Source organism: Trinickia sp., from assembly GCF_036503415.1.
Taxonomy (GTDB): Bacteria; Pseudomonadota; Gammaproteobacteria; order Burkholderiales; family Burkholderiaceae; genus Trinickia.
The window spans coordinates 1-25,418 of the sequence record NZ_DASXWY010000005.1 but is presented as its reverse complement, the minus strand read 5'-3'; the positions used below and the strand labels follow the sequence as shown (position 1 = coordinate 25,418).

24 protein-coding genes are annotated in these 25,418 nt (G+C 64.2%); 9 read left to right on the top strand and 15 right to left on the bottom strand.

What is annotated here, in order from left to right; all coding sequences use genetic code 11:
• Nucleotides 1–62: 62 nt before the first annotated feature.
• From VGL01_RS00415 to VGL01_RS00405, 3 genes are read right to left on the bottom strand one after another with little or no spacing between them, the layout of a single operon-like run.
• Nucleotides 63–1,442, bottom strand: a complete 1,380-nt coding sequence (locus VGL01_RS00415; protein ID WP_331565957.1) for a DUF6513 domain-containing protein — start codon at nucleotides 1,440–1,442, stop codon at nucleotides 63–65.
• Entirely contained in the window at nucleotides 1,421–2,017 is a 597-nt protein-coding gene (locus tag VGL01_RS00410) for a flavoprotein (RefSeq protein WP_331565955.1), read from the bottom strand. Before VGL01_RS00410 ends, VGL01_RS00415 begins: the two co-directional genes overlap by 22 nt.
• Nucleotides 2,014–4,059: a sigma-54-dependent Fis family transcriptional regulator gene (locus VGL01_RS00405; protein WP_331565953.1), complete on the bottom strand. Its 2,046-nt coding sequence runs from the start codon at nucleotides 4,057–4,059 to the stop codon at nucleotides 2,014–2,016. Before VGL01_RS00405 ends, VGL01_RS00410 begins: the two co-directional genes overlap by 4 nt.
• A 357-nt stretch (nucleotides 4,060–4,416) precedes the next feature.
• Between VGL01_RS00405 and VGL01_RS00400 the strand changes: the two genes are divergently transcribed.
• Complete coding sequence (locus VGL01_RS00400; protein ID WP_331565951.1) at nucleotides 4,417–4,929, top strand: dihydroneopterin aldolase; 513 nt, start codon at nucleotides 4,417–4,419, stop codon at nucleotides 4,927–4,929.
• A gap of 73 nt (nucleotides 4,930–5,002) precedes the next feature.
• On the opposite strand, the gene VGL01_RS00395 is transcribed toward VGL01_RS00400, so the two are convergent.
• The 9 genes from VGL01_RS00395 to VGL01_RS00355 form a co-directional block, all read right to left on the bottom strand.
• On the bottom strand, nucleotides 5,003–5,416 hold the full coding sequence (locus VGL01_RS00395; protein WP_414720132.1) for a hypothetical protein: 414 nt from the start codon (nucleotides 5,414–5,416) through the stop codon (nucleotides 5,003–5,005).
• Between the two features lie 124 nt (nucleotides 5,417–5,540).
• A complete protein-coding gene (gene fae, locus VGL01_RS00390; protein ID WP_331565949.1) occupies nucleotides 5,541–6,050 on the bottom strand; it encodes a formaldehyde-activating enzyme in 510 nt (169 codons plus the stop codon).
• Nucleotides 6,051–6,232: 182 nt separating this feature from the next.
• A complete protein-coding gene (locus VGL01_RS00385; protein ID WP_331565947.1) occupies nucleotides 6,233–7,111 on the bottom strand; it encodes a triphosphoribosyl-dephospho-CoA synthase in 879 nt (292 codons plus the stop codon).
• Nucleotides 7,104–8,165: a RimK family alpha-L-glutamate ligase gene (locus VGL01_RS00380; RefSeq protein ID WP_331565945.1), complete on the bottom strand. Its 1,062-nt coding sequence runs from the start codon at nucleotides 8,163–8,165 to the stop codon at nucleotides 7,104–7,106. The genes VGL01_RS00385 and VGL01_RS00380 overlap by 8 nt, the downstream gene beginning before the upstream one ends.
• Nucleotides 8,162–9,196 (bottom strand): methenyltetrahydromethanopterin cyclohydrolase, encoded by a 1,035-nt coding sequence (mch, locus tag VGL01_RS00375; protein ID WP_331565943.1) that lies wholly within the window; start codon nucleotides 9,194–9,196, stop codon nucleotides 8,162–8,164. Before mch ends, VGL01_RS00380 begins: the two co-directional genes overlap by 4 nt.
• Complete coding sequence (locus tag VGL01_RS00370; protein ID WP_331565941.1) at nucleotides 9,171–10,379, bottom strand: ATP-grasp domain-containing protein; 1,209 nt, start codon at nucleotides 10,377–10,379, stop codon at nucleotides 9,171–9,173. Before VGL01_RS00370 ends, mch begins: the two co-directional genes overlap by 26 nt.
• A gap of 46 nt (nucleotides 10,380–10,425) precedes the next feature.
• A complete protein-coding gene (locus VGL01_RS00365) occupies nucleotides 10,426–11,352 on the bottom strand; it encodes an NAD(P)-dependent methylenetetrahydromethanopterin dehydrogenase (protein ID WP_331565939.1) in 927 nt (308 codons plus the stop codon).
• A gap of 66 nt (nucleotides 11,353–11,418) precedes the next feature.
• Nucleotides 11,419–12,447 carry a beta-ribofuranosylaminobenzene 5'-phosphate synthase family protein gene (locus VGL01_RS00360; RefSeq protein ID WP_331565937.1) on the bottom strand — a complete coding sequence of 343 codons (1,029 nt, stop codon included), beginning with the start codon at nucleotides 12,445–12,447 and terminating at the stop codon, nucleotides 11,419–11,421.
• 236 nt (nucleotides 12,448–12,683) lie between these two features.
• Nucleotides 12,684–13,082 carry a 4a-hydroxytetrahydrobiopterin dehydratase gene (locus VGL01_RS00355; RefSeq protein WP_331565935.1) on the bottom strand — a complete coding sequence of 133 codons (399 nt, stop codon included), beginning with the start codon at nucleotides 13,080–13,082 and terminating at the stop codon, nucleotides 12,684–12,686.
• 531 nt (nucleotides 13,083–13,613) lie between these two features.
• Between VGL01_RS00355 and VGL01_RS00350 the strand changes: the two genes are divergently transcribed.
• The 6 genes from VGL01_RS00350 (at nucleotide 13,614) to VGL01_RS00325 (ending at nucleotide 19,883) form a co-directional block, all read left to right on the top strand.
• Complete coding sequence (locus tag VGL01_RS00350; RefSeq protein WP_331565933.1) at nucleotides 13,614–15,470, top strand: methanol/ethanol family PQQ-dependent dehydrogenase; 1,857 nt, start codon at nucleotides 13,614–13,616, stop codon at nucleotides 15,468–15,470.
• 188 nt (nucleotides 15,471–15,658) lie between these two features.
• Entirely contained in the window at nucleotides 15,659–16,081 is a 423-nt protein-coding gene (locus tag VGL01_RS00345; RefSeq protein WP_331565931.1) for a cytochrome c, read from the top strand.
• Between the two features lie 31 nt (nucleotides 16,082–16,112).
• Complete coding sequence (locus tag VGL01_RS00340) at nucleotides 16,113–17,024, top strand: substrate-binding domain-containing protein (RefSeq protein ID WP_331565929.1); 912 nt, start codon at nucleotides 16,113–16,115, stop codon at nucleotides 17,022–17,024.
• An 8-nt stretch (nucleotides 17,025–17,032) separates the two neighbouring features.
• Nucleotides 17,033–17,785 (top strand): hypothetical protein, encoded by a 753-nt coding sequence (locus tag VGL01_RS00335; RefSeq protein WP_331565927.1) that lies wholly within the window; start codon nucleotides 17,033–17,035, stop codon nucleotides 17,783–17,785.
• Nucleotides 17,786–17,863: 78 nt separating this feature from the next.
• Complete coding sequence (locus tag VGL01_RS00330; protein WP_331565925.1) at nucleotides 17,864–18,823, top strand: LysR family transcriptional regulator; 960 nt, start codon at nucleotides 17,864–17,866, stop codon at nucleotides 18,821–18,823.
• 91 nt (nucleotides 18,824–18,914) lie between these two features.
• On the top strand, nucleotides 18,915–19,883 hold the full coding sequence (locus VGL01_RS00325; RefSeq protein WP_331565923.1) for a phosphoribosyltransferase: 969 nt from the start codon (nucleotides 18,915–18,917) through the stop codon (nucleotides 19,881–19,883).
• A 43-nt stretch (nucleotides 19,884–19,926) separates the two neighbouring features.
• Here VGL01_RS00325 and VGL01_RS00320 read toward each other — a convergent pair whose 3' ends face one another.
• The 3 genes from VGL01_RS00320 to VGL01_RS00310 form a co-directional block, all read right to left on the bottom strand.
• Complete coding sequence (locus tag VGL01_RS00320) at nucleotides 19,927–21,354, bottom strand: aspartate aminotransferase family protein (RefSeq protein WP_331565921.1); 1,428 nt, start codon at nucleotides 21,352–21,354, stop codon at nucleotides 19,927–19,929.
• A gap of 16 nt (nucleotides 21,355–21,370) precedes the next feature.
• Nucleotides 21,371–22,705, bottom strand: coding sequence for a glutamine synthetase family protein (locus tag VGL01_RS00315; protein ID WP_331565919.1), 1,335 nt, complete (start codon nucleotides 22,703–22,705; stop codon nucleotides 21,371–21,373).
• 308 nt (nucleotides 22,706–23,013) lie between these two features.
• The gene (locus VGL01_RS00310; protein WP_331565917.1) at nucleotides 23,014–23,238 is read right to left on the bottom strand and encodes a hypothetical protein; all 225 of its coding nucleotides are present in this window, start codon (nucleotides 23,236–23,238) and stop codon (nucleotides 23,014–23,016) included.
• A 957-nt stretch (nucleotides 23,239–24,195) separates the two neighbouring features.
• Here VGL01_RS00310 and VGL01_RS00305 point away from each other — a divergent pair.
• Together VGL01_RS00305 and VGL01_RS00300 are read left to right on the top strand one after the other, a co-directional pair.
• Nucleotides 24,196–24,558 (top strand): hypothetical protein, encoded by a 363-nt coding sequence (locus tag VGL01_RS00305; protein ID WP_331565915.1) that lies wholly within the window; start codon nucleotides 24,196–24,198, stop codon nucleotides 24,556–24,558.
• Between the two features lie 202 nt (nucleotides 24,559–24,760).
• The coding region (locus VGL01_RS00300) for a hypothetical protein (RefSeq protein WP_331566090.1) at nucleotides 24,761–25,418 on the top strand (658 nt) is incomplete at its 3' end.

The following is a 25,418-nucleotide window of genomic DNA, read 5'->3' as shown; positions in this document are numbered from 1 at the left end:
AGGGATGCGACGCACGAAGGGAAATCGTGGCGAATCCCGTGGCGACTGATTTGGCGGCAATCTCACTTCTTCATCGTCGCGCCCGGGGCGCACCATGCGGCGAGATCCTCCTCGGCCCGGTCCACCGCGCAGCCCCAATCGAGCGCCTCGTCCTGATTGAAGCGCTTGCCCAACTGCCACGCGACCTCCGCACGCGCAAGCTGCACGCCCATGTAGAACGCGTGCCCCGCATCCGTACCGAAATCGAGTTCGGGATAAATCGCGAACGGGTCGACACCGCGCCAATGGCCGGCGCGGTTATAAACATGGAGTCCGTCCTCGGCCACCTGCACCCGGAAGTTCGGATCGCGCACACCACGCGCGAACTCGTCGATTTCGGCCGCGCCATAAGGAAAAGGATGCTTTTCGTGAACCGTCGCCAGCTCGCCGCCCAGGCCCTTCGGCAACACCTGCGCCTCGCGCGCCGCATGCATGACACGCCGCGCGACATCGGCTTCGCGCACCGCCCGCCGCGCGTGCCGGCTGACCGAGGTCGTCAGGATCGCCGATACATGCAGCTCGGCAGCCATGCCGAGCAACACCGCATTGATTCCGCTCGTATCGGCCTCCGTCAACTCGGTCACATTGCCGACGCCCATCATGATCGAGACATCGGGATAACGCTCGCGCAAGCCGACGTAACGCGCGATCGATGCGGCGAGTCCGAACGGAATCGGATCGAGAATCGGATCCGCGAGGAACGCGCGCCCGCGAGCGCGCATCGCATCGATGGCCGCATCGAGCGATGCGGGATCGCCGGGTTCGCGCGCGACGAGAATGGGTGTCGACGCGACCTCATCGGCAACCCATAGCGTATCGACGTTCAAGCTCATCAGATAATCGGCGCCCGCGCGCCCCCCGCGCAAGAGCTCCTCGGTACGCATCGAATCGACGCTGACGCGAAACCCTTGGCGTTTCAACGCAAGTACCGCCTCTTCCAGGTGAGGAAACGCGGTTTCGGGCAGGCAGCCGACATCGATCACATCGGCGCCTTGCGCTGCATACTCGCGTGCCCGAGCGACGATACCGTCGATGTCGAGCCGCGGCGCATCGACGATTTCCGCAAAGATTTCCGTGTCGTAGCGCGACAGGTCGACGGGCCGCGCCTCGCGTCCAAAAAACTGGGGCAGGTCTTTGACTTCTTCGGGGCCGCGCTCCACCGGAATGCCATAGTGTTCCGACAGCGCCTGCAGATCGCCGCGGCAGCGGCCCGGCACGATCACACGTGCAGCAGCGACAGGCGAGGGGAGTCGCCGCCGGATCATGTCGGCCGTCATGAGCGCGGCGACCTGTAGCCCGAGCTCGCGCACCTCCCAGGTGAAAGGCGCGGGTGCCATGCCGTCCAGCACGCGCCGCAAGCTGGGCTCGGCGAGACGGCCGGTCAGGAAGAGGATGTGGTCCATGCGAGATCGAGCGCGGCGAGCCGGCCGTCGAGTGCCGTTCTCAATTCGTCGGGTGAAGTGACGAGCGTCGTGTACTCGAAGCGCTTCAAGCGCTCGACGTTTTCCAGCTCGATCGCACGCGGTCGCAGTTCGACCCATTCGTCAGGGCTTTGCGTGACGACGGTCGGCTCCGTATCGCACGCATAGACGATGCTCGAAATGCACTGTTTGCCGGCTTGCGCGTACATGTTGGTGGGTAGCGTATCGGAGATGCCGAATGCGCATTTGGCGACGGTATTGCTCGTGGCCGGCGCGATGATCACCGTATGGTACATGCCGTGATAAAGCATGCCGACGGGCACGCCGCTCGCGCTGTTGTCGCGCAGCACGCGAAAGTGTTCGCGCAGGCGTTCGAGCGGCCAACCGTAAAGCGGCAGCACTTCCTCGGCAGCCCGCGACAGGAACAGATCGGTGCGCGGCAACTGCAGCGCAAGCGCGAGCGATTCTACGAGCATGTGGCCCGAGCCGGTCACGCACCACGCGAATCGGGCATCCGGTTTGAATTGAGTGAGGTGACGGACGCTCGTTTGGGTCATGCGTCGAGTGGAATCGGGGCGCCGTCGTGCGACAGGCGAATGTGAAGGCGGTGCATCTTGCGATAGAGCGTATTGCGGCTGATGCCGAGCGCCTTCGCCACATTGCTGACGTTCCAGCGATGCTCGTCGAGCATCGAAAGCACCGTTTCGCGCTCCTTGATCTGGATCGCGTTGAGCGACGAGATATCGGCATCCTCGGCAAGATGGGGCAACCCGGGTGCCTCGGGCGCACGCGAGGCCGGCGCCACGGGCGCAGCCGGCGGTACGCTCGCCGCCTGGCCTTGCAGAACCTCCGCCGGCAGATGCGCGCACTGGATCGCCTGACCGTCCGATAGCGCAATGGCCATTTGCAACACGTGACGCAATTGCCGGATATTGCCAGGCCAGCCATAGCCGAGCAGCGCACGCTGTGCCTCGGCCGTCAGCTCCGGCGGGTCGTCGGTTTCGGATTCGAGCAGGTGATGGATCAGCGCCAGCTTGTCGGCCCGTTCGGCCAGCGACGGCAGGTTGATCTCGATGCCTTTGAGCCGATAGTAGAGGTCTTCGCGGAATTGGCCGCTTTGCACGAGCTCGAGCAAATTGCGGTGGCTCGCGCTGATCAGCTGGAATTCGACCTTCACCGTCGTTTCGGCACCGAGCGGCGTCACCTCGTGCTCTTCGATGACTCGCAGCAAACGCGCCTGCAACGCGAGCGGCATGTCGCCGATTTCATCGAGAAACAGCGTGCCGCCGTTGGCTTGCACGATCTTGCCTCGGCGCCCTTCGCGCTGCGCGCCGGTAAACGCGCCGGCACGATAGCCGAAAAGCTCGCTCTCGATCAGATTCTCGGGCAGCGACGCGCAGTTCACTGGCACGAAGGGCCCATTGGCGAGCGGGCTGATGCTATGGAGCGCTTGCGCAAAGACTTCCTTGCCGGTGCCGGTCTGCCCGCGCACGACAATCGGAATCTTGCGCTGGATCACGCGTGCGGCGAGCTGGATCTGCGAGGCCATGCGCGGGTCGCCGAATTCGAGATGCGAGATCTTGTCCAGCCGGCTCGGCGCCGGGCCCGCATCGCGCACCGGACGGCGAGCGGCCGGTTCCGCAGAGACGATGCTCGTTGCGCGTGCGAGCGTCGTTTGAGGCGTTTGCGCGACGAGGAAAAAGCGATTCGTGCCGCTTGCGCTGTAGACGGTGATCGGATGAAACGAGCCGCGGATGCTGCGCGCGATCATATCTTCGAGCGACGCGTTGAACGCTTCGTCGATGCGCTTGCCGCGCAACTCGTCGAGCGAGCGGCAGCCCAGCTGAAACGCCGCGCTGCGATTGGCGGCGAGGACGGTGCCCTCGTCGTCGACGGCAAGCTTGCCCCCATGCAGCGTTCCGACGAATTCCGGCCGGCTATGAAACTGAATCATGTTCACATGACGAAAACGCGCGCTCAGCAGCCGGTTTTCGATCATCTGGCGCGACATGCCGACCAGTACGAGCGAATGCTGCTGCAAGAGCTTCGAGCGGCTCGTCACATCGAGCACGCCGGCTATTTCCCCGCGATCGTCGAAGATCGGGGCGGCCGTGCAAGTGAGCGACGTATAGCGGGTATAGAAGTGTTCGTGCTGGCACACGGCGATACAGTCGCGCTCGGCAATGCAGGTCCCCATCCCGTTGGTCCCGGCCTCGCGCTCGCTCCAGAGGGCGCCGATTCTGAACCCGTCGGCGGCGACAGCTTCGGCGAATGGGACCGAGGACACCTGATGCACGATGACGCCATCGGCATCGACGAGGACGACGGCGAGCTCCGGATCCGCCAGTTGCTGATAGAGCGTCGTCATCTCGAGTTTGGCGCACGCGATCAAATCACCGACGGCCTCGCGGCGCGCGGCGAGCTCGTAATCGGTCAGCACCGGAGGCGTGACGAAGCGGCCCGGATCCAGCTTGAACTCGTTGACGCAGCGAGCCCACGATTGAGCGACGGGCTCGCTCATCGGCCGGGACGGCAGGTGGTGGTTGACGACATTCAGCACTTCACGAACGTGCGAGCTGCTGTCAGCGGGCAATGACATGGGGTTGTCTCCACGGCGCACACCTCGCGCGGCGTTTCCAGCCGCTTTCGTAAGTGCCGCTCTCATTTAACGTTGTCCCCTTTGCGCCGCGGATTCTGATGCCCGGGTGCGCGACGGCTCATAAGCTGGAATAAGCATTCCAGCACTCGAAAAACTTTACCCTCGATGGCGCGTGCGTTCAACAAGAAGTCGCATTATGTGGGTATCCCCTAGCGTGCTTCTTGCTTTACTGAGTGGATGCGGTTGCGGCGCCCCGAATGGCGCGCCGTTGTCGCAAAGCCGGTACAGCTTGTTATGCGCGAGCGCTTGCTGTCCCTCTTTCGTCTAGTCATTTGCCGTCGCGCGGCGGAGCGCACCATGGATCGAATCGATGCCACCCGTTTGAGTTCCACCGCTTTGCCAGCAGGCCAGCAAGCCGGCATGCCGTCCGAACGGCAGGCGGCCCCCGCGCTTGATATCGTTTTCATCGAAGACTTCGTCGGCGAGACGGTGATTGGCATCGATACCAGCGAGTTGCACTTGCCACAAGCCGTACGCATGAATCTGACGATCGGCGTCCCCTCGCTGAAGGCCTGTGTGACCGATCGCATAGAAGACACGATCAATTACGCGGCCGTGCGCGCGGCGCTTCACGAACTGCTGGCGACGCACGGCGTAAAGCTGCTCGAGGCCTTGGCCGAGAAGGTGGCGCTGTGCCTGATCCGCGACTTCGGCGCGTATTGGGTTCGGGTGGCCATCGCCAAGCCGGCGAAGTTCGACGACGTGAAGGCCGTGGGAGTGATCATCGAGCGCCGACGCCCCGCCGAGGGCAACGCCGCGTTCACCTGGGCGTCGCTCGGCGCCGGCCTGGTTCCGAGCCAGCCGAATTAGACGAACCGCCGACCCGGTGCCACCGCCGCTGACGGGCGCGCATCCATGCGGCCAGCCCGGTTGCGCGCGCCGCCTATTTCTTGGCCGTGAGGGGACCCGTCAGACCGCAAGCCCGATAGGCGTTCGTTTTCAATGTCCGAAAAGACTTCGATTCGTCCTTGGCATGGTCGACGCGGAATTCCGCTCCGCCCTCTCCGCCGAGCGTGGCATAGCGGGCAAACGTCTGCTGGCCCACGAATTCATCGTAGGGTAGGACTGCCGCCATCTTGTCGATGACGCAGGAGCACTTGTAAACGTTCGCGAAATCGTGGCCGTTCTCGTCGAGGCACGTCAGCACATATTCGACGCGACCTTGCGTGGGATAGTCGTAGCCTGCGCGAGCCGCGCCCGCGGCGGCCGGGGCGCCGTCACCGGCCGCCCATGCCTGGCCGGCGAACGCCGACGCAAGCGCGCCGCAGGCAAGCATCATGCGAGCACTGTTGAACATGTTGGTCGCCTCTGATTCGATCGTCCCGGGGTGGGGCAAGTCAACGATACGCCCATTCGCGTGTGGCGTCGACGACGCTGCCGCGCGCGGCCGAACGCCTCGCGCGGCAGGGTTGCTCAGCGTTTCAGCTCGGCGAGAACGGGTGATGGACCTTGCCCTTTTGCTCGACGACGGTCGCCGCGCTCGGCGTGCCCGCCACGGCGCGCTGGATGGACTCGCGGGTCGCCTGGTAGTTGTAGTCGTGGATTTTCTGGTCGTCGTTGGCTTCCCAGTGAATGAAGACCCCGACGCAGATGAAGATGTCGTCCGCTTCATCCTTCGGAATCGTGCCGTCTTCGACCGAATCGGCCACCGCCATCGCGACCGCGTGCTGAGCCGGCCCGAACATCTGCACGGCCTGCTTGGCGCCCTTGATCGTGACTTTATTGAACAACACCGTGTTCGGCTTCGTGGCGAGGTTCGGCGCGACGACGGCCAAAAGCGAGGTGAAACCGTCCTTGTTGTTCGTCAGTGCGGTGCAAAACGCGGTTTCGGCGGCGGAGCCGCGCGGCCCCATGATTAAGTCGATATGCGCGACCTCGTTGCCGTCCCCGACGAGCGATTCCCCTACCAGGACGCGATTAATTTTGGCCATGCTGTTCCTCCGATGGATGGACATCAACTTTCTGATTGGCGCCCTCAGGCGATACGTGCGGCGCGCCGTTCACGCGAGGGCGCATGCTGGGCGCGCGGTGGACTACCGATGCACGGTGGCTGTACCTAACAGGTTTCATGCCAGTAGCTGCGTGCGAGAACGGCGCGGGCACGACGAGCGGCTCAGGCGTGCGCGGCGGCGAGGGCGACGAACAGCGTCGCGACCGTCAGGTCCGCGCTCGTACCGGGGTTCAGTCCGCGCGCCTTCAGTTCGGCGTCCCACCGGGCCAGCACGGTCCCGGCCGCGAGCGGCGCGCGACTCGTCACGAGATCGCGCCACCGCGCATGCACCTCGCGCGCCGTGTCCGTGACACTCTGCGCCAGCGCAGCGCCGTGCTTGCGCATAATGTGCGAATCGGGCCAGCCGCCGAGGAACGAAAAAAAGGCTTCCAGCGTGGCGGTTTCGAGTTGTCCTTCGCGAACCTGCGGCGCAATTGCCGCGCAGCAGGCAAAGACGTCGGCGAAGCCGTCGGCATACTGGCGCGCAATGCTGTCGCGCCCGGCCGCGAGCGCCATCGCCGCGCGCAGCCCGACGGTGGGCGGCGCATGGACCGATTGCTCGGGTGCGTCGCCGAGCCCCCCCGGATTGGCGAGGGCGATGGCTCGAAACGCGGCGCGGGCATCGTCGATATCGAGTGTCTGAAGCACGCGCTGCGTGGCTGAGTGCCAATCGCGCGCGTCGGGCGGAGCATCGAAGCCGTCGAGCGCCGCGGCCAGCGGTGCGACGAGCAGCACGATACCCAGATTCGTATTGCAGTCGACGGCCGCGCGCGTAACGCGGACGGCTTCGATCAGGCGGGTGCCCACGGGCGCGCCGGGTGTGAAAAGCGGCGCGACCGCCGCGCGTGCGCTCGAGATGAACTGCGCGGCCACCATGCCGTGTCCTGCGCTTTGCTCGCTGACGTTGCCCGGTTTGGCGACCTCGACATCGAGCCGGCAGGCCGCCAAAAACGCATCGGGCGCGGCCAGAGGAGCCGTGCGGCGGGGCGCCTGTTCACGCATGGCGTTTGGGCAGATCGATCACGCGCGAGCCATCGGCGGCCGCCGCGCCTTGTGTCAGGCCGAGCTTGCGTTCGAGCAGATCGTCGGCGAGCGCCCCGGCGATATCGACGGACGTGACCGATTGCAGCCCGCGCCAGGCCGCGACGCCATTGACTTCGAGCACGAGCGGGCGGTTCGGGTCGTCGGGATTCGGCATCAGATCGACGCCGCCGTAATCGAGCCCCAGTGCCGCGCTTGCGCTTACCGCGGTCCTGACGAGTGCCTCGTCGAGCTCGGCCGGCTCGCAGCGGGCACCTTGCGCGAAGTTGTGAATCCAGCCGTTGCCGCCCACGCGGCGCATTGCCGCCACGGCGCGCGAACCGATCACGAGCACCCGCCAATCGAAACCGGGGCTGCCGCCTTCCACATACCGCTGAAGATAGGCGACGTTCCGATACGGCGCGAGCCGCGGCAACGTGGCACCCGCGGCCGACGTGCCGCTCGTCTTGCGCGCGGCCGACCGTAGGCCGCGCACGGGGCCGAGCCGCTGCAGTCCTTGCCCTTGCGAGCCGAACAACGGCTTGAGGACGAGCGCGCGCCCCGCGGCGGTTTCCCGCATCAGAAGACGCTGCGCGAAAGCGGTCGACTCGCTCGCCCATGTCGGCGGTGTCGGCACGCCGTGGCGATGCAGCAAAAAGCTCGTCATCGATTTGTCGACGCTGCGCTCGATCGCGCGCGCATCGTTGTAGACCGGCACGCCCAACTCGCGCAGCGCGTGCAGGACGCCGAGCCGCAGCGTCACCTGCTCGAACGTGCCGCCCGCGATCCCGCGTACGAAGACCGCGTCGGGCAGGCCGTGTCCGAACCCCGGTATCGCGAGGCCGTGCGGCTGCCAGGTCGTATCGATGCGGCAATCGGCGAGATCGACGCAGCGGGCCTCGACGCCGCGCGCGCGGAAGGCTTTCTTGAGCCGGCCGGTGTGCCAACCCGTCTCGTCGGTCATGATCGCGATGCGCAGGCCCGTTGCCGCAGGCGTGCCGCGCATTGCGTGCAAAGAGGGATCGAGTGAGCTCATGTTCGATCCGGGAGGCTGTCATCGACGGCGCCGTTCCACTGTTGATGCAAGAGCGAGGCGTTGACCCCGCCCCCGTGCCAGGTCGCGCCGCTTTCCAGACTGCTGACCCACACTTCCGCCGGTGCGAACAGCGCGGGATCGATCTGATAAAAATCGTAGTTGAACGACGTGAATATCTCGGCGAACGGTCGCCCGTAATCGCGCGAGTTCGCACTGGGCAACTCGACGGCGAGCTTTTTCGCCGCTGCGTCGTGGCGCACCGTCAGATGCACGCGGCCGCCGTACAGAATGGCGTCGTTGGTGCGGCCCATGGCCTCGATGCCATCGGGCGAGGGGGGCGGCAGCGGCGCGCAGCCCGAGCCCTCCACGACTTCGTCGAGCGCCACGCCGAGCACATGTGTTTTGTGCAGCGCGACTTCGACGACACGGGCCACGACCTGCACGGTGCCGGCCAACGAGTGCGTCGGCGTGACGACGATCGTCAGCGCATCGGGAGCGAGGCCGCAGTCGCCGAGCACTTTGTCGATGATGATTTGCGGCGGCAGACGATCGACTTCGAGTACGAGCGCGCCGCGCGTGTGCGCGTCGCGGTAGCCGAGCTCGCCGAACAGCGGCTCCTTGCCCGCCAGCGCGCGTGCGGGACCGGAGCCGAGCGAGAAGAATTTCTTGCCGCCCGTCTGCTCTTTCGTGGCCGCGAGGCTCCAGCCCGCATACTGGCTGGCCAGGCAGGCCAGCACGGGCGAGGACGTATGGACTTCGATCGACGTGGGCCAAAGCGGGGCCGCGTCGAAGCTGGCCCGCAGGCCGACCGTGCCGAGCCCGCCCATGCAGATGCGTGCGACGAGCAGCCCGGCCTCGATGCCCCCCGGCGCATGTACGCCCGCGTCGGCGAGTACGGTACCGGCGTCGGTCCGCGTCAGCGCGACGCCAAGTTGTCCGGCGTTGTCGAGCAGCGCTGCGACATGGCGCTCGCTGAGCGCGTTGACGCTGAGGGGGGCTTCGCGCTCAGGCTTGGGATGCGGTGAGGACATGGTGGAACTCGCGGGAAGGTAGGTCGATTCGGTCGAGAACGCGTGCGTGCGCCTGGTCGAGCGCATGCATGACGGCCTGGCGCGTCGGCGCGCGGGCGACGACCGTGCAAAGCGGCTGCCCGGCTGCGATATGCGTACCGGGCATGGGGATATCGCGGCAACCGGGGTCGGCGAGACAGGCATCGCTCAGTGTTTGCGATGCGTTGAATGCGTAGGGGGCGAACAAGACCTGCTGACCCGCGCACTGCCCGGCGGGGCCGGGCGGTACGGATGGCAGCCGCCCACGCATGCAGGCCGCGAGGTGGCACTCCAGCAAGCCCAGGGGCCAGTATTGCCCCCAGACGGCTTCGTACAGCGACATCGTCGCCGACGGCCGCGCATTGATTTCGAGCAGCGAGAACCCATCGTCGTCGAGCAGAAAATCGCAGCTGTTGATGCCGACGAGGCCCGTGTGCCGGCAGATTTCGCCGATGGCCTCGCGCAGCTGGGCGCCGAGACGGGGCGGCAACTCGATTGGCCCGATGGCGCCCGTATGCACGAACGGCAATCCGTCGATAGAGGCGTTCAATTCTTCGGCAAATCCGAGCACCGAGGCCGTGCCGTGCGCGGCGACGAACAGCGCCGAGCAGGGTTTGCCTCGCGTCCTGCGCTGAAAGTAGCTGGCCGGCGACGCAACGGCGCCTGCTGCTCCGGCAGGGACGATATGTGTGCCGCCGCAGCCGTCGGCCCGTTTGACGAGCCAGTCGGCGGCGGGCCCATCGGGGCGCTCGAATGAGACGGCCGGGTGCGGCACGCCGAGCGAGTCGAGCAGCGCGAAAAACCGCCGTGGCTCGCGCACGGCGCGGCGCGCCTCGGGACCGTTACCGATGAGCGCGGGCAGTCCCGCAAGCCCTGCGAGTTCGTCGACGAAAGGTTCGGTCCCGCTGCCCGCAATCCAGCCTGCCACGCGAGGCAGCCGGGCGATGCGGCGCAGCGCATCGACGAGGCGATCGGGATCGATCGCGAGCCCGTCGCCCGCGACGTCGAACCACAGCGCCGAGGCCGCGCGGGTATCGCGATCGCCGAAGATGTCGAGCGCGGCTGCCCGCAGCCCCGCTCGATGCGCGGACTGGGCGAGCATGCGTGCCGACAGCCCCGCGACCGCAATGAGCGGTGCGCTGCGTGAAGGCGCGAGCTGTGTCATGGGCGGCAAGGGCGCGGACGGCCTCGATGCGGGCATGGCCTGCCGGTCAACCGAGACCTGCGGCGACGGCGCGCGCTTCGTCGAAGGCTTGCGGAAAGCCCAGATAGACGGGCTTGCTGCTCGTGCGCATCTGAACGAACAGCCGGTGCTCGACCTGGTACTTGACGTTGCCGATCGCAAGCGCGCCGATGCCGACCGGGCCCGCATCGCCGGACGGCCCGATGGGCTTGCCGTCGTTCATGACGTTGACGCCGGCGATGCCTTCGGGCGGCACGGCGTTCACGTCGGCCGCGACGAGCAGACGCCTCGCATGCGCGAGATCCGCGGCACTGGCCACCTGGATGCCTGCCGTCGCGCAGGCCATCAGGATCTCCGTATCGGCGAGCGCGGCGTGCAGATCGTCTTCGCCGGCGGTGCTGACAGCCGTCGTCGTAATGCCGAAGCGTTGGTTGACCTCATCGCTGACCTGCCTCGCGCGCGCGAGCGAGCCGTGACTGGCGATGGTCACGTCCGCGCCCAGCGAGGCCGCCATCGCGGCCGCGACCCGGCCGACGGCGCCGGTACCGCCGAGGATCAACACGCGCTTGCCGCCGAGTTCCATACCATGCGCGCGCTTCATATGGCGCTCGACGAGTGCGACGAGCGCCGCGGCGGTCGTGTACGAGCCGCTCGGATCGGCGAACACCGAAACCTCGAACGGCGGCACCATGGCCTTGCGCGCGATCTCGAGCATATCCGCCGCGAGCATCACGTCGCGTCCGCCGATGAAAATGCCCGTACGCGACACGCCTTTCGGCCCCCGCGAAAAAATGGCGTCCTGCGTGAGATTGGTGACCATGCTTGCGTCGACCCCGCAATACGGCACGATCACCTGGTAGCCGGCGTCGGCCGCCATGTTGACATCGAACGGGCTCATCTGCGGCGTGGCCGTGAGCATATGGAGGATGTAAGGCCTTTCAGTGGCTTCTGACATGGCAACAACTCGCAGGTCGTGTGGTTGGGGCGGCAGGGGATGCAGCGGCGCCGAATGCTCCGGGGCTCATGCGGCGTCGACGCGCGCTTCGCGCGCACCCGCAACGCGGATCACCGCGCCGCGATTGCGCGCGGCGCACACCGCGCATTCGATATGGGGCTTGTCGCGAACCGCGGCGCGCGCCGCGAGGAGCGCCGCGTCGGCCTCCAGCGCGCTTGGCAAAAAGGCAAACCCCGTCGGGCCCCACGAGGTCTGGCCGATGCCGGCGGGCCGCCCGGCCGCCGCCGCGCGCAACGCGGCTTCGACATCGGGGCTGGCGAATACGCCGCCTTGCACCGGCGCGAAGTACTCGCCGATGATCTGTTGCATTTCGGTGATGCCGTGCGCGAAGGCATCGAAATCGCCATCGGCTGCCCCGGGCAGAATCCGCATCAGCGCAAGATGGCAAAGGTGAGCCGCCAACTGCTGCGGAAACGGCGCAAGCGCCGCAAGCCCGCGCCGTTCCGCTTCGCCAGAGAGGCCTTCGCGCGAGGTGTCCGTGACGAGCATGACGCGCCACGCATCGGGAAAAGGCTGGCGCGCGACGAGAGGCGGCACGCCTGCGCCACGGCGATCGCGCGGCGCGCCGCCGTCGAGCAGCAGGCCGCCCGAATCGAAACCGAGGATGCCGATGCCCGAGCGCCCGCCGCGGCCGAGCAAGTGGGCGAGCTCGGCGGTGGTGGTCGTGAGCCCCGTGAGCCGCGCGTAGGCTGCGCCGATCGTCAGTGCGAGCTGGGTGCCCGAGCCCAGGCCGCTATGCGCTCGCGGTGTGCGCAGGACGTTGAACGCGACGGGCGTCGGGCCGTATGCCGCATGCAGCCGTTCGAGACACCAGCCGATGCGGGCGCGTTCGCTGTCGGTCATCGTGCCCGCGATGGAATCCGTTTCAGCCAGACGCGCTTCGAGCTCGGTGCCGGCCCCGTCGATTACGAGCCCGAGACTGCCGAACACACGACCGAGCGATCCGCTCGGATCCAGAAAGCCGAGATGAAGCCGGGCCGGGGCGTCGATGGTCACCGTGCTGGGCGCCGACGTGCGGCGAAAATGAAGCGGCATCGCGTGGTCCTCGTGATGGCGTGGCGGTCCGGTGAAAGCGCCGGCTCGAGCCAGCGCCACATGCGCGAGACGTTGCCAAGCACGAGACGTACCATGCCCGATCGAGCGCGCCGACGCGCGGGGCGGCGGCACTGCCGCTTTCGGCGTGACAGCGCGTCATCCGCGGCCCGCTCAGCGGTTTGTGCCGGCCCAGACGCACACTGTCACGGATTGCGCGGCGCGCGCGTCAGGGGCATTCAGCTTTGCGGCGCGTCTTTGGGTGCGTCGTATTTGATGTAGCGAAAGCGCTGATCGTTGGATGGTGTGCCTTCGAGCGGCCCGCCTTCGCGGCCGGGTTGCCATTGCACGACCTCCTCGATCTTGCGCGCAAGCGCGAAGTCCTTGTCGGTGATGCCCTTCGCGGTGTGCGTCTTCAGCTTGACGATGACGAACGCATAGGAAACCGTGAGATCCGGGTGATGCCATGCGGCCTCGGCCAAGTGACCGATCGTCGCGACGACCATCAGCGTGCCTTTCCAGCTCTCGGTCTTGTACTTGCGCCGCAGCCACCCGTCTTCGAGATACCAGTGCTCGAGCGGACCGGCGAGACGTGCGCGGATCTCGTCGTCGGAATAGACGTGTTCGGATTGGCTCATGGTCGTTGTCTCCATGCGGAAAAAGTCCGTTCGACCTCGACTATACAAAAAGCGCAGAAACACTGCGGAAACACACCGGGAACTCAAACAGCATAAAGCGCGAAAGCGGCCGTCGGCTAAAGGAAAACCCCCATCCCGCCGAAAGGCGAACGGCATTGTGCCGCGCCAGCCGTTGCGCTATCGCGGTTTTGACACAGTATGTCTCGCTCCGCGTGCAGCGTGCCGCACGAACCGTTGCGGCCGGGCGCCCCTCTATCCGTGCCGGGCGACGTTCGGCACCCATCCGCGCGCGTGTCCGGTTGCGGCCGAGGGCCATGCGATGGGCGTCGGGACGACCTCGGGTGTGCCGGCCGTGCGTGCTGTGACGCGCATCGGCATGGATTATGCGTTGGAGCGCGATACGCCATGAAGCCCGCCGCCGAAGCGGGACACAAGCGTTGGATCGTTACCCGCATTCGAGAGGGCGCGCCCGATGCGATGAGTAGCGTGGGTCATTCGTGAGTTGAACTGCAAGACAATTCTGGAGGAGACATGAACTTACGCACCACGGTTCTTGGGCTCGCGATTCTCGCATCGGCGGGCTTTACCACACTCGCAGCGAACGCGGATTCAGAGCTTGACTCGGCAATCAAGAACTCCGCGAACTGGGCTTCCCAGTCGGGCGGGTACGACAATCACCGTTACAGCACACTCAATCAAATCAACGCCGGCAACGTCAAGAACCTGCAGGTGGTATGGACGATGTCGACGGGCGTGTTGCGCGGCCATGAGGGCTCGCCGCTCGTGATCGGCGACACGATGTATATCCATACGCCGTTTCCGAACAACGTGACGGCGATCAGCCTCAAGGACCAAACGTTTCTTTGGCAGTATCAGCCGAAGCAGGAAGATCAGGTCGTATCGGTGATGTGTTGCGACACCGTGAATCGCGGCCTGGCTTATGGCGACGGCAAGATCTTCCTCCAGCAGGCCGATACGACGCTCGTCGCACTCAACGCGAAAACAGGCGATGTCGTCTGGACGGTGAAGAATGGCGATCCCAAGAAGGGCGAAACCAACACCAACGCGCCGCATGTCTTCGGCGACAAGGTGCTGACGGGCATCTCGGGCGGCGAGTTCGGCGTGCGCGGGCGCGTCATCGCGTACGACATCAAGACGGGCAAGCCGGCCTGGACGGCGTACAGCACGGGCCCCGACAACGAGATCCTGCTCGACCCCGACAAAACGATGACCTATACCGACGGCAAAATGATGCCCGTTGGCAAGGACTCTTCGCTCAAGACCTGGAAGGGCGATCAATGGAAGATCGGCGGCGGCACGACGTGGGGCTGGTATGCGTGGGATCCGAAGCTGAACCTCGTCTACTACGGCTCGGGCAACCCGGGCACCTGGAACCCGACGCAGCGACCGGGCGACAACAAGTGGTCGATGACCATCTTCGCGCGTGACCTGAACACCGGCATGGCGAAGTGGGTCTATCAGATGACTCCGCACGACGAGTGGGACTACGACGGGGTCAATGAAATGATTCTGTCGGACCTCATGATCAACGGCAAGAAGACGCCCGCGATCGTCCACTTCGACCGCAACGGTTTTGCCTATACGCTGAACCGCGAGACGGGCCAATTGCTGGTCGCGCAAAAGTACGACCCGGCCGTCAACTGGGCCGATCGTATCGATATGAAGAGCGGCTTGCCGATTCGTAACGCTGCCTATTCGACGCAGGCAGCGGGCCCCGATCACAACGTGAAGAACATCTGCCCGTCGGCGCTTGGCTCGAAGGACGAACAGCCGGCTTCCTTCGATCCGAAGACGAGCCTCTTCCTCGTACCGACGAACCACGTGTGCATGGACTATGAGCCGTTCGAAGTCGATTACACGGCCGGTCAGCCGTATGTCGGCGCGACGCTGTCGATGTATCCGGGGCCGAACGACCCGGGCGTGGGCGCCGCGAACGCCGGCAAGACGGTCGACAAGGCAATGGGCAACTTCATTGCATGGGATGCGTCCAAGGGCAAGATCGTCTGGTCCAAGCCCGAGAAGTTCTCCGTGTGGTCCGGTGCATTGGCCACGGCCGGCAATATCGTGTTCTACGGCACGCTCGAAGGCTATCTCAAGGCAGTTGACATCAAGACGGGCAAGGAGCTTTGGAAGTTCAAGACGCCCTCGGGCATCATCGGCAACGTCTTCACCTACCAGTACAACGGCAAGCAGTACGTCGGCGTCTACTCGGGTATCGGCGGATGGGCCGGCATCGGGCTCGCCGCGGGTCTGAAGAAGTCGACCGAAGGTCTCGGTGCCGTGGGCGGTTATCGCGAACTGGCCAAGTACACGGCGCTCGGCGGCACGCTGTTCGTGTTCGCCCTGCCCGGCGGCGAAAAGAGCTGAGCCCTAGTACCGTGTCGTAGCAGTAGGTTGTAGCGGTATACGCCGCGCGTCACCGATCGGCTTTTAGGAGCGGGCGACGGGCGCGCGGCGGTTTCAAGCATCGAGCAGTATCGACATTTTCACTCGCCCGCCACGACGGCACGCCAACGCAGCGTCCCGGGGCATCACTATATCGAAGGAGACGTTGTATGAAAGGCCGTACCATCTTGTTGTCGACGACACTCGCCGCCGCCGTTGTCGCATTGCCCGTCGTCTATGCCCAGAACCAGCCGGCGCAGGCGCAGCAGGTGGCGTATAAGGTCGTGGACGGCAACAAGGTCGACGAGAATACGCTGCAGGGCTGGAAGACATGGCGTGCGCTCGATTGTCAGCGTTGCCACGGGCCGCAGCAGCAGGGGCTCGTCGGACCCTCCCTCATCGACGCACTCAAGGTCATCGACAAGAACGAATTCAAGCGGACCGTCTTCGGCGGCCGTCTTGCCAAGGGCATGCCCGATTTCAGCGCGAGCAAGAGAATGCAGGACCATTGGCAGGACCTGTACGCTTATCTGAAAGGGCGCTCGGACGGGAAGATCAACCCCGGCGATCTGAGTGCCATCGACAGCAAGTAACGCTCGCGCCGTCACTTCCCGGAGACACCGGATGCGTCATAGCAAATCAATGTCCGTGCATATCGTACTGTCGGCCACCGCGCTGTGCTGCGCGGCGCTCGCGAGCGCCGCCGTGCGTGCGGACGGCCCCGCGCTGCCCAACAACGACGGCGCGGATGGCGTGCTCAGAGTCTGCGCCGATCCGCACAACATGCCGTTATCCAACGACAAGGGCGAGGGCTACGAGAACAAGATCGCAGCGGAGATGGCGCACGATTTCGGCTACAAGGTCGAGTACACCTATTTCCCGCAGCGCATGGGTTTCGTGCGGCATACGCTGCGCGAGAAAGTTGCCGACAGCGATCGCTTCAAATGCGATCTCATCATCGGCGTGCCGAAGGGGTACGAGCTGACGTCGACGACGCACGCGTATCTGCACTCGACTTATGCGATGGTGGTGCCGAACAAGCCTGAGTTCGCATCGGTTAAAACGCCGGACGATCTGCTCAAGCTGCCCGCCGACGAGCTGCACAAGCTGCGCTTCGGCATCTTCTCGCAAACGCCGGCAGTCGACTGGCTGCTCGCTCACGGCTTGATCGACCAGGCGATGTCCTATCAGGTTCAAAGCGGCGATCCGCAAGCGTACCCGGGCGAGATGATCGAGCACGATCTGGCATCGGGCAACATCGATGTTGCATTCGTCTGGGGCCCGATTGCCGGCTACTTCGCCAAGCAATCGGGTGAAAAAGTGAGAATCGTGCCGTTTCCGCCGCAAAAGGGCATCCATTTCGACTACGAGATTTCGATGGGTGTCCGCTATGGCGAAAAGGCCTGGCACGACAAGGTCGATCAGTGGATTTCGGCGAATCAAGGCAAGATCGATCGAATTCTGTCGAGCTATAACGTGCCACTGCTCGAGCGTGCGGAGGCGACGCAATCGTCCGGCGCGGGCGGCTCGCAATGAGGGCGCGTATGCGTGCGGTCATCGCGCTCGCCTCTGCAGGGGGCATGGCGCTCGCGTGTGCCGGCGCCTTCGCGGCGGCGGAGGCGAGTGCGGTGGAGCCCCAGCCGTCGGCCGCGATTACCGCGGCCGAACATTTGATCTTCGAGATCGACCATCTGCACGAGGTGCCGGCCCAGACGGAACTCGACTATGCGATGGTGGCGGCCGGAGAAAAGGCCGAGCCTCCCGATGTCGTGCGCGTGCTCGTCGCGAGCAAGGGCAATGCGAAGGGCGATGCCAAGGTGTCCGATCGCGGCGGCGAGCACCCGCTGCCGACGAGCGGGCTGCCCTGCAATCCCGTCGTCATCTATTTCCTCGAACGCGATATCGCGGAGATGGAGGCGTTGACAGGCGGGCAGCGGCGTTATTTCCAAAAGCGGGTGCGTCTTGCGCTGGCCGAGGGACCGAAGATCGTATCGGCGACGGAGCATATCGGCGGCAAGACAGTCGCGGTGCGGCAGATCGTCATCCAGCCTTACTTGCACGATCCCAACGCGGAGCGCTTTGCACGCTACACCGGCAAACGCTATACGTTTGAACTCGCCGACGCACTGCCCGGACGGATTGCGCTGATCCGCACCGAGGTGCCGGGGCCGAACGACGATTTTGCTCACCCCGTGAAAACAGAAACGCTCAGCTTCCAGGCCGCGGTGAGCAAGCTGACGCCGCCCGGAGGTCCGCCTCCCGCCAAGCCCGGTGACGCTCCCCGCGCGAGCCGCTGACGCGGGTTGCCCGGGCGTTCGCGGTGCGAGCTCGCGCCGCGCCGCGGCGAGCGTTGCATTTCGACGAAGCAGTCAAACGTGAACTTCATTCGCTCGCTGACGCTGCGTCAGCTGCAAATCTTCATCGTCGCGAGCCGTCACGTGAGCTTCGCTCGAGCGGCCGAGGAACTGCATTTGACGCAGCCGGCGATCTCGATGCAGATTCGGCAGCTCGAAGACGCGATCGGGCTTGCGCTTTTCGAGCGCGTCGCGCGACGGCTGACACTGACCGAAGCCGGCGAGCGTCTGACGCATCATGCGAGCCGTATCCTCGGCGAGATCAAGGATGCGGAAGACGCCATGATGTCGCTGCAACTGGCCGACAGCGGATCGATCGCGGTGGGCATCGTCAGCTCCGCGACCTACTTCGCGCCTAAGCTGCTCGCGCTCTATTCGCGTCAGTATCCGAAGGTCGATGTGCATTTCTCGGTCGGCAACCGCGAATCGCTGTTGCGGATGCTGCAGGACAACGCCATCGATCTCGCGCTGATGGGCCGCCCGCCGGCCGAACTCGATACGACCGTCGAGCCGCTCGCATTCCACCCGCAGGTCATGATCGCGCCCGTCGATCATCCGCTCGTCGCAGCCAGACGGTTCGATTTGCAGGAGCTGCGCGGCGAGAAGTTCCTGCTGCGCGAGCCCGGTTCCGGCACGCGCATGGCGGCCGAGGAGATGTTTCGGCAGCACCTTTTTTCGCCGGCCAAGATCATCACGCTCGGCAGCAACGAAACGATCAAACAGGCCGTGATCGCGGGCATGGGGGTGAGCCTCATTTCGCTTCATACGTTGCAGCTGGAGCTGCGCTCGGGCGAGCTCGCCTTGCTCGACGTGAACGGTACACCCATCGAGCGAACGTGGCAGATCGTGCATATGCGCACGAAGCAGCTTTCGCCGACTTGCGTGCTCTTCAGACGTTTCCTGCTCGAGCATGCGGCACCGTATCTCGAACGCGAATACGGCGCGTTCGTCGAGCGGCGACCGGTGCACGAAGCGAAATAGCGCTAGCGAGCGGCGCGTCTGGCACATCCGGCGTACGCCGCTGCGCTAGACTGTCGGCTTGTTTCAGTCATGGACCTCCGCGCGCTTCGTCATGGACAAGCCGGTATTGCCGCTCACGTACGAACAGATCGATCATTGGATCGCCTCGCTGCAACCCGAACTTGCCCGCGAGGGCTTCACGCATGCCGTCGGGATTTTGCGCGGTGGCGCTTGGCCAGCCACGCTCGTTTCTCATGCCACGGGCGCCGTGCCAGCCTTTTTGCGGTACGAACGGGCCACACGGACCGCGGTATGGGATTCGTCGGTGCCGCTGCCGGCGCGCGGCAGCAAGGTACTGGTCTGCGAGGACATCGCCGGCGCGGGACACACGCTGGCCGATTGCGTGAGCTTCCTGCGCGAGCAGGGGCTCGTCGTCAAGACGCTGACCGTCGTCTTCGACGATCTGAGCCGTATGCGGCCCGATTACGGCATGGACTGTCGCGGCTATTTTGCGCTGCTTCCCTGGGAGCGGCATGCGTATACGGATCGCTACCGTGCACGGTGGCAGCACACACAGGCGGGCACGCTGGGGCCGATCGGCGAGGACCATGAATTTGCCGTCTATGCGATCGATCTCGATGGCGTGCTGCTTCCCGACGTCCCGCCGCATCGATACGATGCCGATCTGATGGCGGCACTCGAGGAACGCGATGCACTATTGCCATTCGAGCATTTGCCGCAGATCGATTTCTCGCGGACGCAGGCCATCGTGACGGGCCGGCCTGAAATCGACCGGGCGCGCACGGCGGATTGGCTCGCCCGCCACGGTTACGCCCATCTGCGTCTCGTCATGCGCGACCCGTCGAGACATGGCGAACATCCCGAACAGGTTGCCGCGTACAAGGCCGAAGCGGCGCTCGAATTGGCCTGCACGCACTTCATCGAAAGCGACCCGGTGCAGGCGATATTCATCGCGCAGCATGCGCCGCTTCTTCGCGTGGTCTGGTGGGACGCGGCGCGGCGCGCGGCGAAGCTCATCGCTACGCAAGCGTGGCGGGGCGCAGACGCCCCGACGCCCTGAGCGGCTTCGCCCCGGGTGGCTCGCGTGCCGCCCCGCAGTGCGCTCAGGCGAGGCCGAGCTCCAGCGCCGTGGCGTCGATTGCGTGCCGGGCCTTCGAGACGAGCTCGTCGATCTCACTGCGCGAGATGACGAGCGGAGGCGAGAGCAGCATGCGGTCGCCCGAGGCCCGCATGATGAGATTGCTGCCGAAGCTCAGATCCCGGCACAGCGCGCCCGTTTCGCCGCCCTGCGCGAAGCGCCGGCGGGCAGCTGGATTCTCGGCCAGCTGCAATCCTGCGACGAGGCCGGCGCCGGCAATTTCACCGACGATCGGATGGCCGGCGAACGCTTCGCGTAGGCACGCCTGGAAATAGGGCCCCGTATCGGTTTTCACGCGCGTGACGATTTGTTCGTCGCGTAAAAGCTCGAGGTTGGCTAGCGCCACAGCGGCAGCAACGGGATGGCCGGAATAGGTGAGCCCGTGGTTGAACTCGCCGTTCTCGATGATCGGTTGGGCGATGCGCTCGGTCAACGCCACCGCGCCCATAGGGACATAACCGCTCGTGAGCCCTTTGGCGAGTGTCATCAGATCGGGCTCGAAGCCGAAGTGCTGATGCGCAAACCACTCGCCGGTGCGGCCGAACCCGCCGATGACCTCGTCGGCCACGAGCAGCACGTCGTATTTTCGGCAGATCCGCTGGATCTCGGGCCAGTAGCTCGACGGTGGGACAATGACGCCGCCCGCGCCTTGGAACGGCTCGCCGATGAAGGCCGCGACGTTTTCCGCACCAAGCTCGAGGATCTTCGCTTCGAGCTGCCGCGCACGCGCGAGGCCGAACGCCTCGGGTGGGGTATCGGCTTGCGCTTCGCCGAAGTAGTAGGGCTGATCGATATGGACGATGTGCTCGACTTTCGACGGCATCTGCTCGTGCATGTAATCCATCCCGCCGAGTGTCGCGCCGGCAACCGTCGAGCCGTGGTAGCTGTTTCTGCGCGAGATGACATATTTCTTGCTCGGACGGCCTAGGGTCGCCCAATAGCGGTAGACCGTGCGCAGGACCGTATCGTTGCCTTCCGAACCGCTATTGCAATAGAAGAAGTGCGTGAAGGGCGGCGGCGTCAATTCGGCGAGCAGGGCCGAAAGTTCGATGACGGGGGGGTGCGTCGTCTTGAAGAAGGTGTTGTAGTACGGCAGCTCCCGCATCTGCCGATACGCGGCCTCGGCCAATTCGCGCCGCCCGTAGCCGACGTTCACACACCAGAGGCCCGCCATGCCGTCGATGATGCGATTGCCGTCCGAATCCCAGAGATAAACGCCCTGCGCCTTCACGATGACTCGGCTGCCCAGGCGGTTGAGCGTGCCCATGTCCGAGAACGGATGAAGGTGATGCGCGGCATCGAGCTCGCGGTATTCGGCGGTGCTGCGTGCCGGCGGGTGAGCCTGTTTCGCTTGCACGTCGATGTCCGCGGATCGTTGTAATTCGTCATTCATAGCGCCTCCGTTGCGCTCAGACATGCAGCAGCAGATGTTTGCGCTCCCAGGAACTGATGACCCTGAAAAACGCGTCGTATTCGGTTTCCTTCAGTGCGAGATAGGCTTTCACGAACGGCTCCCCGAGGATTTCCGCGAGCGGCTCGCAGGCACCCATCAGCGTGAGCCCGTCTTCGAGATTGCGCGGGAGTTGATAAGGCATCCGATAGCCGTCGCTCGAGAGCGGCTCGGTCGGCGTGAGGTTTTGAGTCATGCCGAGATAGCCCGCGGCCAATGTCGCCGCGATGGCGAGATAGGGGTTGCAATCGACGCCCGGGATGCGGTTTTCGATGCGGCGCGCCGCGGGTCGGGAGTGCGGGATGCGAAAGCCGACCGTTCGGTTGTCATAGCCCCAATGCACATTGATCGGCGCGGCCATGAAGCGCGACAGACGCCGGTACGAATTGATATACGGCGCGAAGATCGGCATCAGCGCCGGCGTGTATTTCTGCAGACCGGCCAGATAGCTGTAGAAGAACGGGGCCGGCTCGCCTTCGCGGGTCGTGAACAGATTGTCCCCGCTCGCTTCGTCGATGATGCTTTGGTGCACATGCATGGCCGAGCCCGGCTCGCCTTCCATCGGTTTGGCCATGAACGTCGCGTACATCTGGTGTCGCAAGGCCGTCTCGCGCACCGTTCGCTTGAAGAGAAAGACGCGGTCCGCGAGATTCAGCGGATCGCCGTGCAAAAAATTGATTTCCATCTGCGCCGCGCCGACTTCATGAATCAGCGTATCGATCTCGAGCTCCTGGACATCGCAATATTCGTAGATGTCCTCGAACAGCGGATCGAACTCGTTGACGGCGTCGATCGAGTAGGCTTGCCGGCCCGTCTCCGCGCGGCCCGTGCGGCCGATGGGCGGGCGAAGCGGCAAGTCCGGGTCCTTGTTCATGTCGACGAGATAGAACTCGAGCTCCGGTGCGACGACGGGCTTCCAGCCTTTTGCCGCATAGCGCTCGAGCACGCGGCGCAGCACGCGCCGCGGCGAGATCTCGACGGGCGTGCCGTCGAAGTGAACGCAGTCGTGAATGACCTGGGCCGTTGGATCGACGGCCCAGGGGATGATGCGGATCGTCGACGGGTCGGGGACGCAGACCATGTCCGGGTCCGTGACGCCGGTGAGGGCGCTGCCGGCGGGATAGTCGCCCGTCACCGTCTGGATCATGACGGCCTGCGGCAGCCGCATCGCTTCGCCGGACTCGAACTTGCTGCGCGGGATGATCTTGCCGCGCGCGACGCCCGCCATGTCCGGGATGATCGCTTCGATTTCGGTGATGTGATGCTTTTTCAGGAATTCGTCGATGTCATGCATGATCGTTCTCTCGTTGTGTTGCGGGCAATCCCCGCCCGCCGAAAAAGCGCGGCTCGCCCGGTATCGCGATGAACGGCGACCATAGCGGCCCGGTACGCTGTTGACGCAGCAATCGATAAAAAGCGGACTGTCGTCAGCGCGCGGCGCCGCGCGTCATCAAAAGCCAGGTGTTTCTCGCCGCGTCGCGGGCGCGCGCGGGCCCGACACGGTTCGCATATGACGCGATCGTGCGCGGGGCGAGCGACGCCATGCCGTGCGCGCGAAAAGCACGCAGGCAGATGACATGGATGAACGGAAGGTGAGGGACGCTACGGCAGCAGCGAAGCGACTTCGTCGGTGTGCACGGCGATGGATGCGCGTGGGGCGGTAGCGTTGTGACGTCGAACGGAACGGCTGGACAAGACCGTGAAGACGGACAGGAAGCGGCGAAACGCAAGCTTGCCGCAGCGGCCGTCGGCAGGGGCGCGATCAGCGCGAAGACACCTCGCGGGCTGAGGACGTTCCCACCTGACCAAAGGGCCTCGGACTCTCACGATGACACCCGACTTGGCAACATTGAAGAGGGTGATGCCTTCGCTTCGCCGAGGATCGAAACGCCCGACGAAACGGGGCAACGGCCTGGCCGAACCGGCGCAGCAGCGGCAAGACGGCGTACGGCCTGTGTCTGAAGCATATACGAGTCGCGGCGCTTTCGCACGCGCGTGGCCTGTGCCGGCCAGCCGAATAAGGGGCACGGCTCGCTGTGGCGCCGACACGACAAACGTCTGACATTTTCGAGATCAAGTGTGTCGCGTTTTGATATATTGACGGAATGTTACAAATTGTAATATGTATAACTAAATGAATAATAAGATAGACCAGCTTGTACACCACAAGCTCCGAGGGGTGCCAGAGGCAGGGATCGAACGAGGTAATAGGCGCACTGAATTCGATGATGGAGTTCTCGTCGATGTTCGGAAAATCTTGGGCGCGGATGGTTTGCTTGACAGTGCGGAAGTCACTCACCATCGTTGGTGCGTTTGCGAGGTTGACGACAAGGCGCTCTTTGATGAGGATGCGCGCCGTCTAGCGAATGCTTTTCGGGCTGAAAACTCCGACCGCTTTTACGTGGTTCGTGTGTGTGATCTTCTGGGGTCCGGAAGTCCCGTGATCGCATATCGGTTTAGTGCTACTCAGGAGGAGATAGAGACGTTCCAGGGTTCCACGTGGTTTGAAATAAATCTCGATGATTGCTTGCTGTTCAACCTACCTTTTACATGCGCTGTTCTCCGCCCCGGAAGTGTCGATGCGACGAAGTTTGTGGGAGGCGCCACGTTTATAGCGAAGATGGAACAGGGTTGAAATGATCCTACAACAAGCAGTTGCATCCGGACGAGCGAAAGTGGAGCACGGGTCATGCGGCAGCGATGGTTGTATTTGGTGCAGGCTGAGAGCAAGCGTCGGGCACATCAGGATGTTTTATTTATGATTTAAATCGGGGAAATTAAAAGATGAAGATTTTAATTAAAGTTGCTTTCGGGGTTTTGGTGGCATCTTCGCTAGTCAGCTGTGCCGTATCCGTCGCCCCGGGAGAGGGCGCGCAAAAAATTTCGGATGCGTCGCAGGAGTCATTGAAGCAGCAATTCGTAGTCGGCACTGCCACACGCGATCAAGTTGTTGAACAACTCGGCGCGCCATCGACCAAGTCGACCGCTGGTGGCTATGAAATCTGGACATATCGGTATGTTAGGCGAGCAGCGGTCGGCGTCGTGTTCGTTGGCATACCGGTAGGCACTACGAAGACGGCAACGTTCTATTTCGACAATGCGAGTGGCGTGCTGAGCAAGATGGAGTTCGAATCGCACACGGGTTGAGCGGTCGAGTTCCCAAACGGGAGCGAGAAGATTCGGTGTCTCCCGAACGAGGGAACTGCAAGAGATCGGTGCCGGGATGCCGTGAATAGCATTTCGGTGAATCTGTCAAAGCCAAACGGTCAACCAGGTACGGGCACCCCGTGCAAACGATGGGCGTATGTTTGGCACAAACGTAAGCGCGGGTGGATCTCGAATCGTGGGAATGCTCGTGCAGGCCGACGTCCAGATCGCCCGTGAAAACCTCCATATCTGTCGAGTGAAAATGTTCGGTTCGATTTCAAAAATTGTCTTTCTCGTAACACCTACGACACTGCTGGCTGCATGCGCCTTCTTGCAACCGACTCATTATGTCGACACCCTCACCCCGGACTACGATCCGACCGTATCAGCGCGTGTGAGAATCTTGTCGGCGAACGGCCCGGCACGGAGCGCCTCATTCTGGCCGGGGAGTTGCTACAAACCATGGAGCGACACAACGGGTGTGAGGGTGTCGGACGGCTTCCTTGCCTCGTGGAAATATTCATCGCGAAGCGTGGTGATCGGCATGCCGCCGAGTCCGCGCGCATGGATGCGAAGCGATGGTCTCGTGAACAAGGACCTTGTCAGGGAGTATGTGGTCCCGGCTGGGAAACCGATTACGTTATCGCTGGCTATGAGCAGTTACGCCGGACAGTATGGTGGGACCACTGGATGCGAGCCGCCAGCCGTGACATTCACGCCTTCGGCCGGCTGGGATTACGACGTTTTTCTGGATAGCGGACACGGTCGATGCTGGACTTCTGTTCGACATATCGACGGTCTGGCTATGGATGATCCGGTTGCTTTGAAACGCGCGCCGAAATGCCCAGTTGATGCGGCGG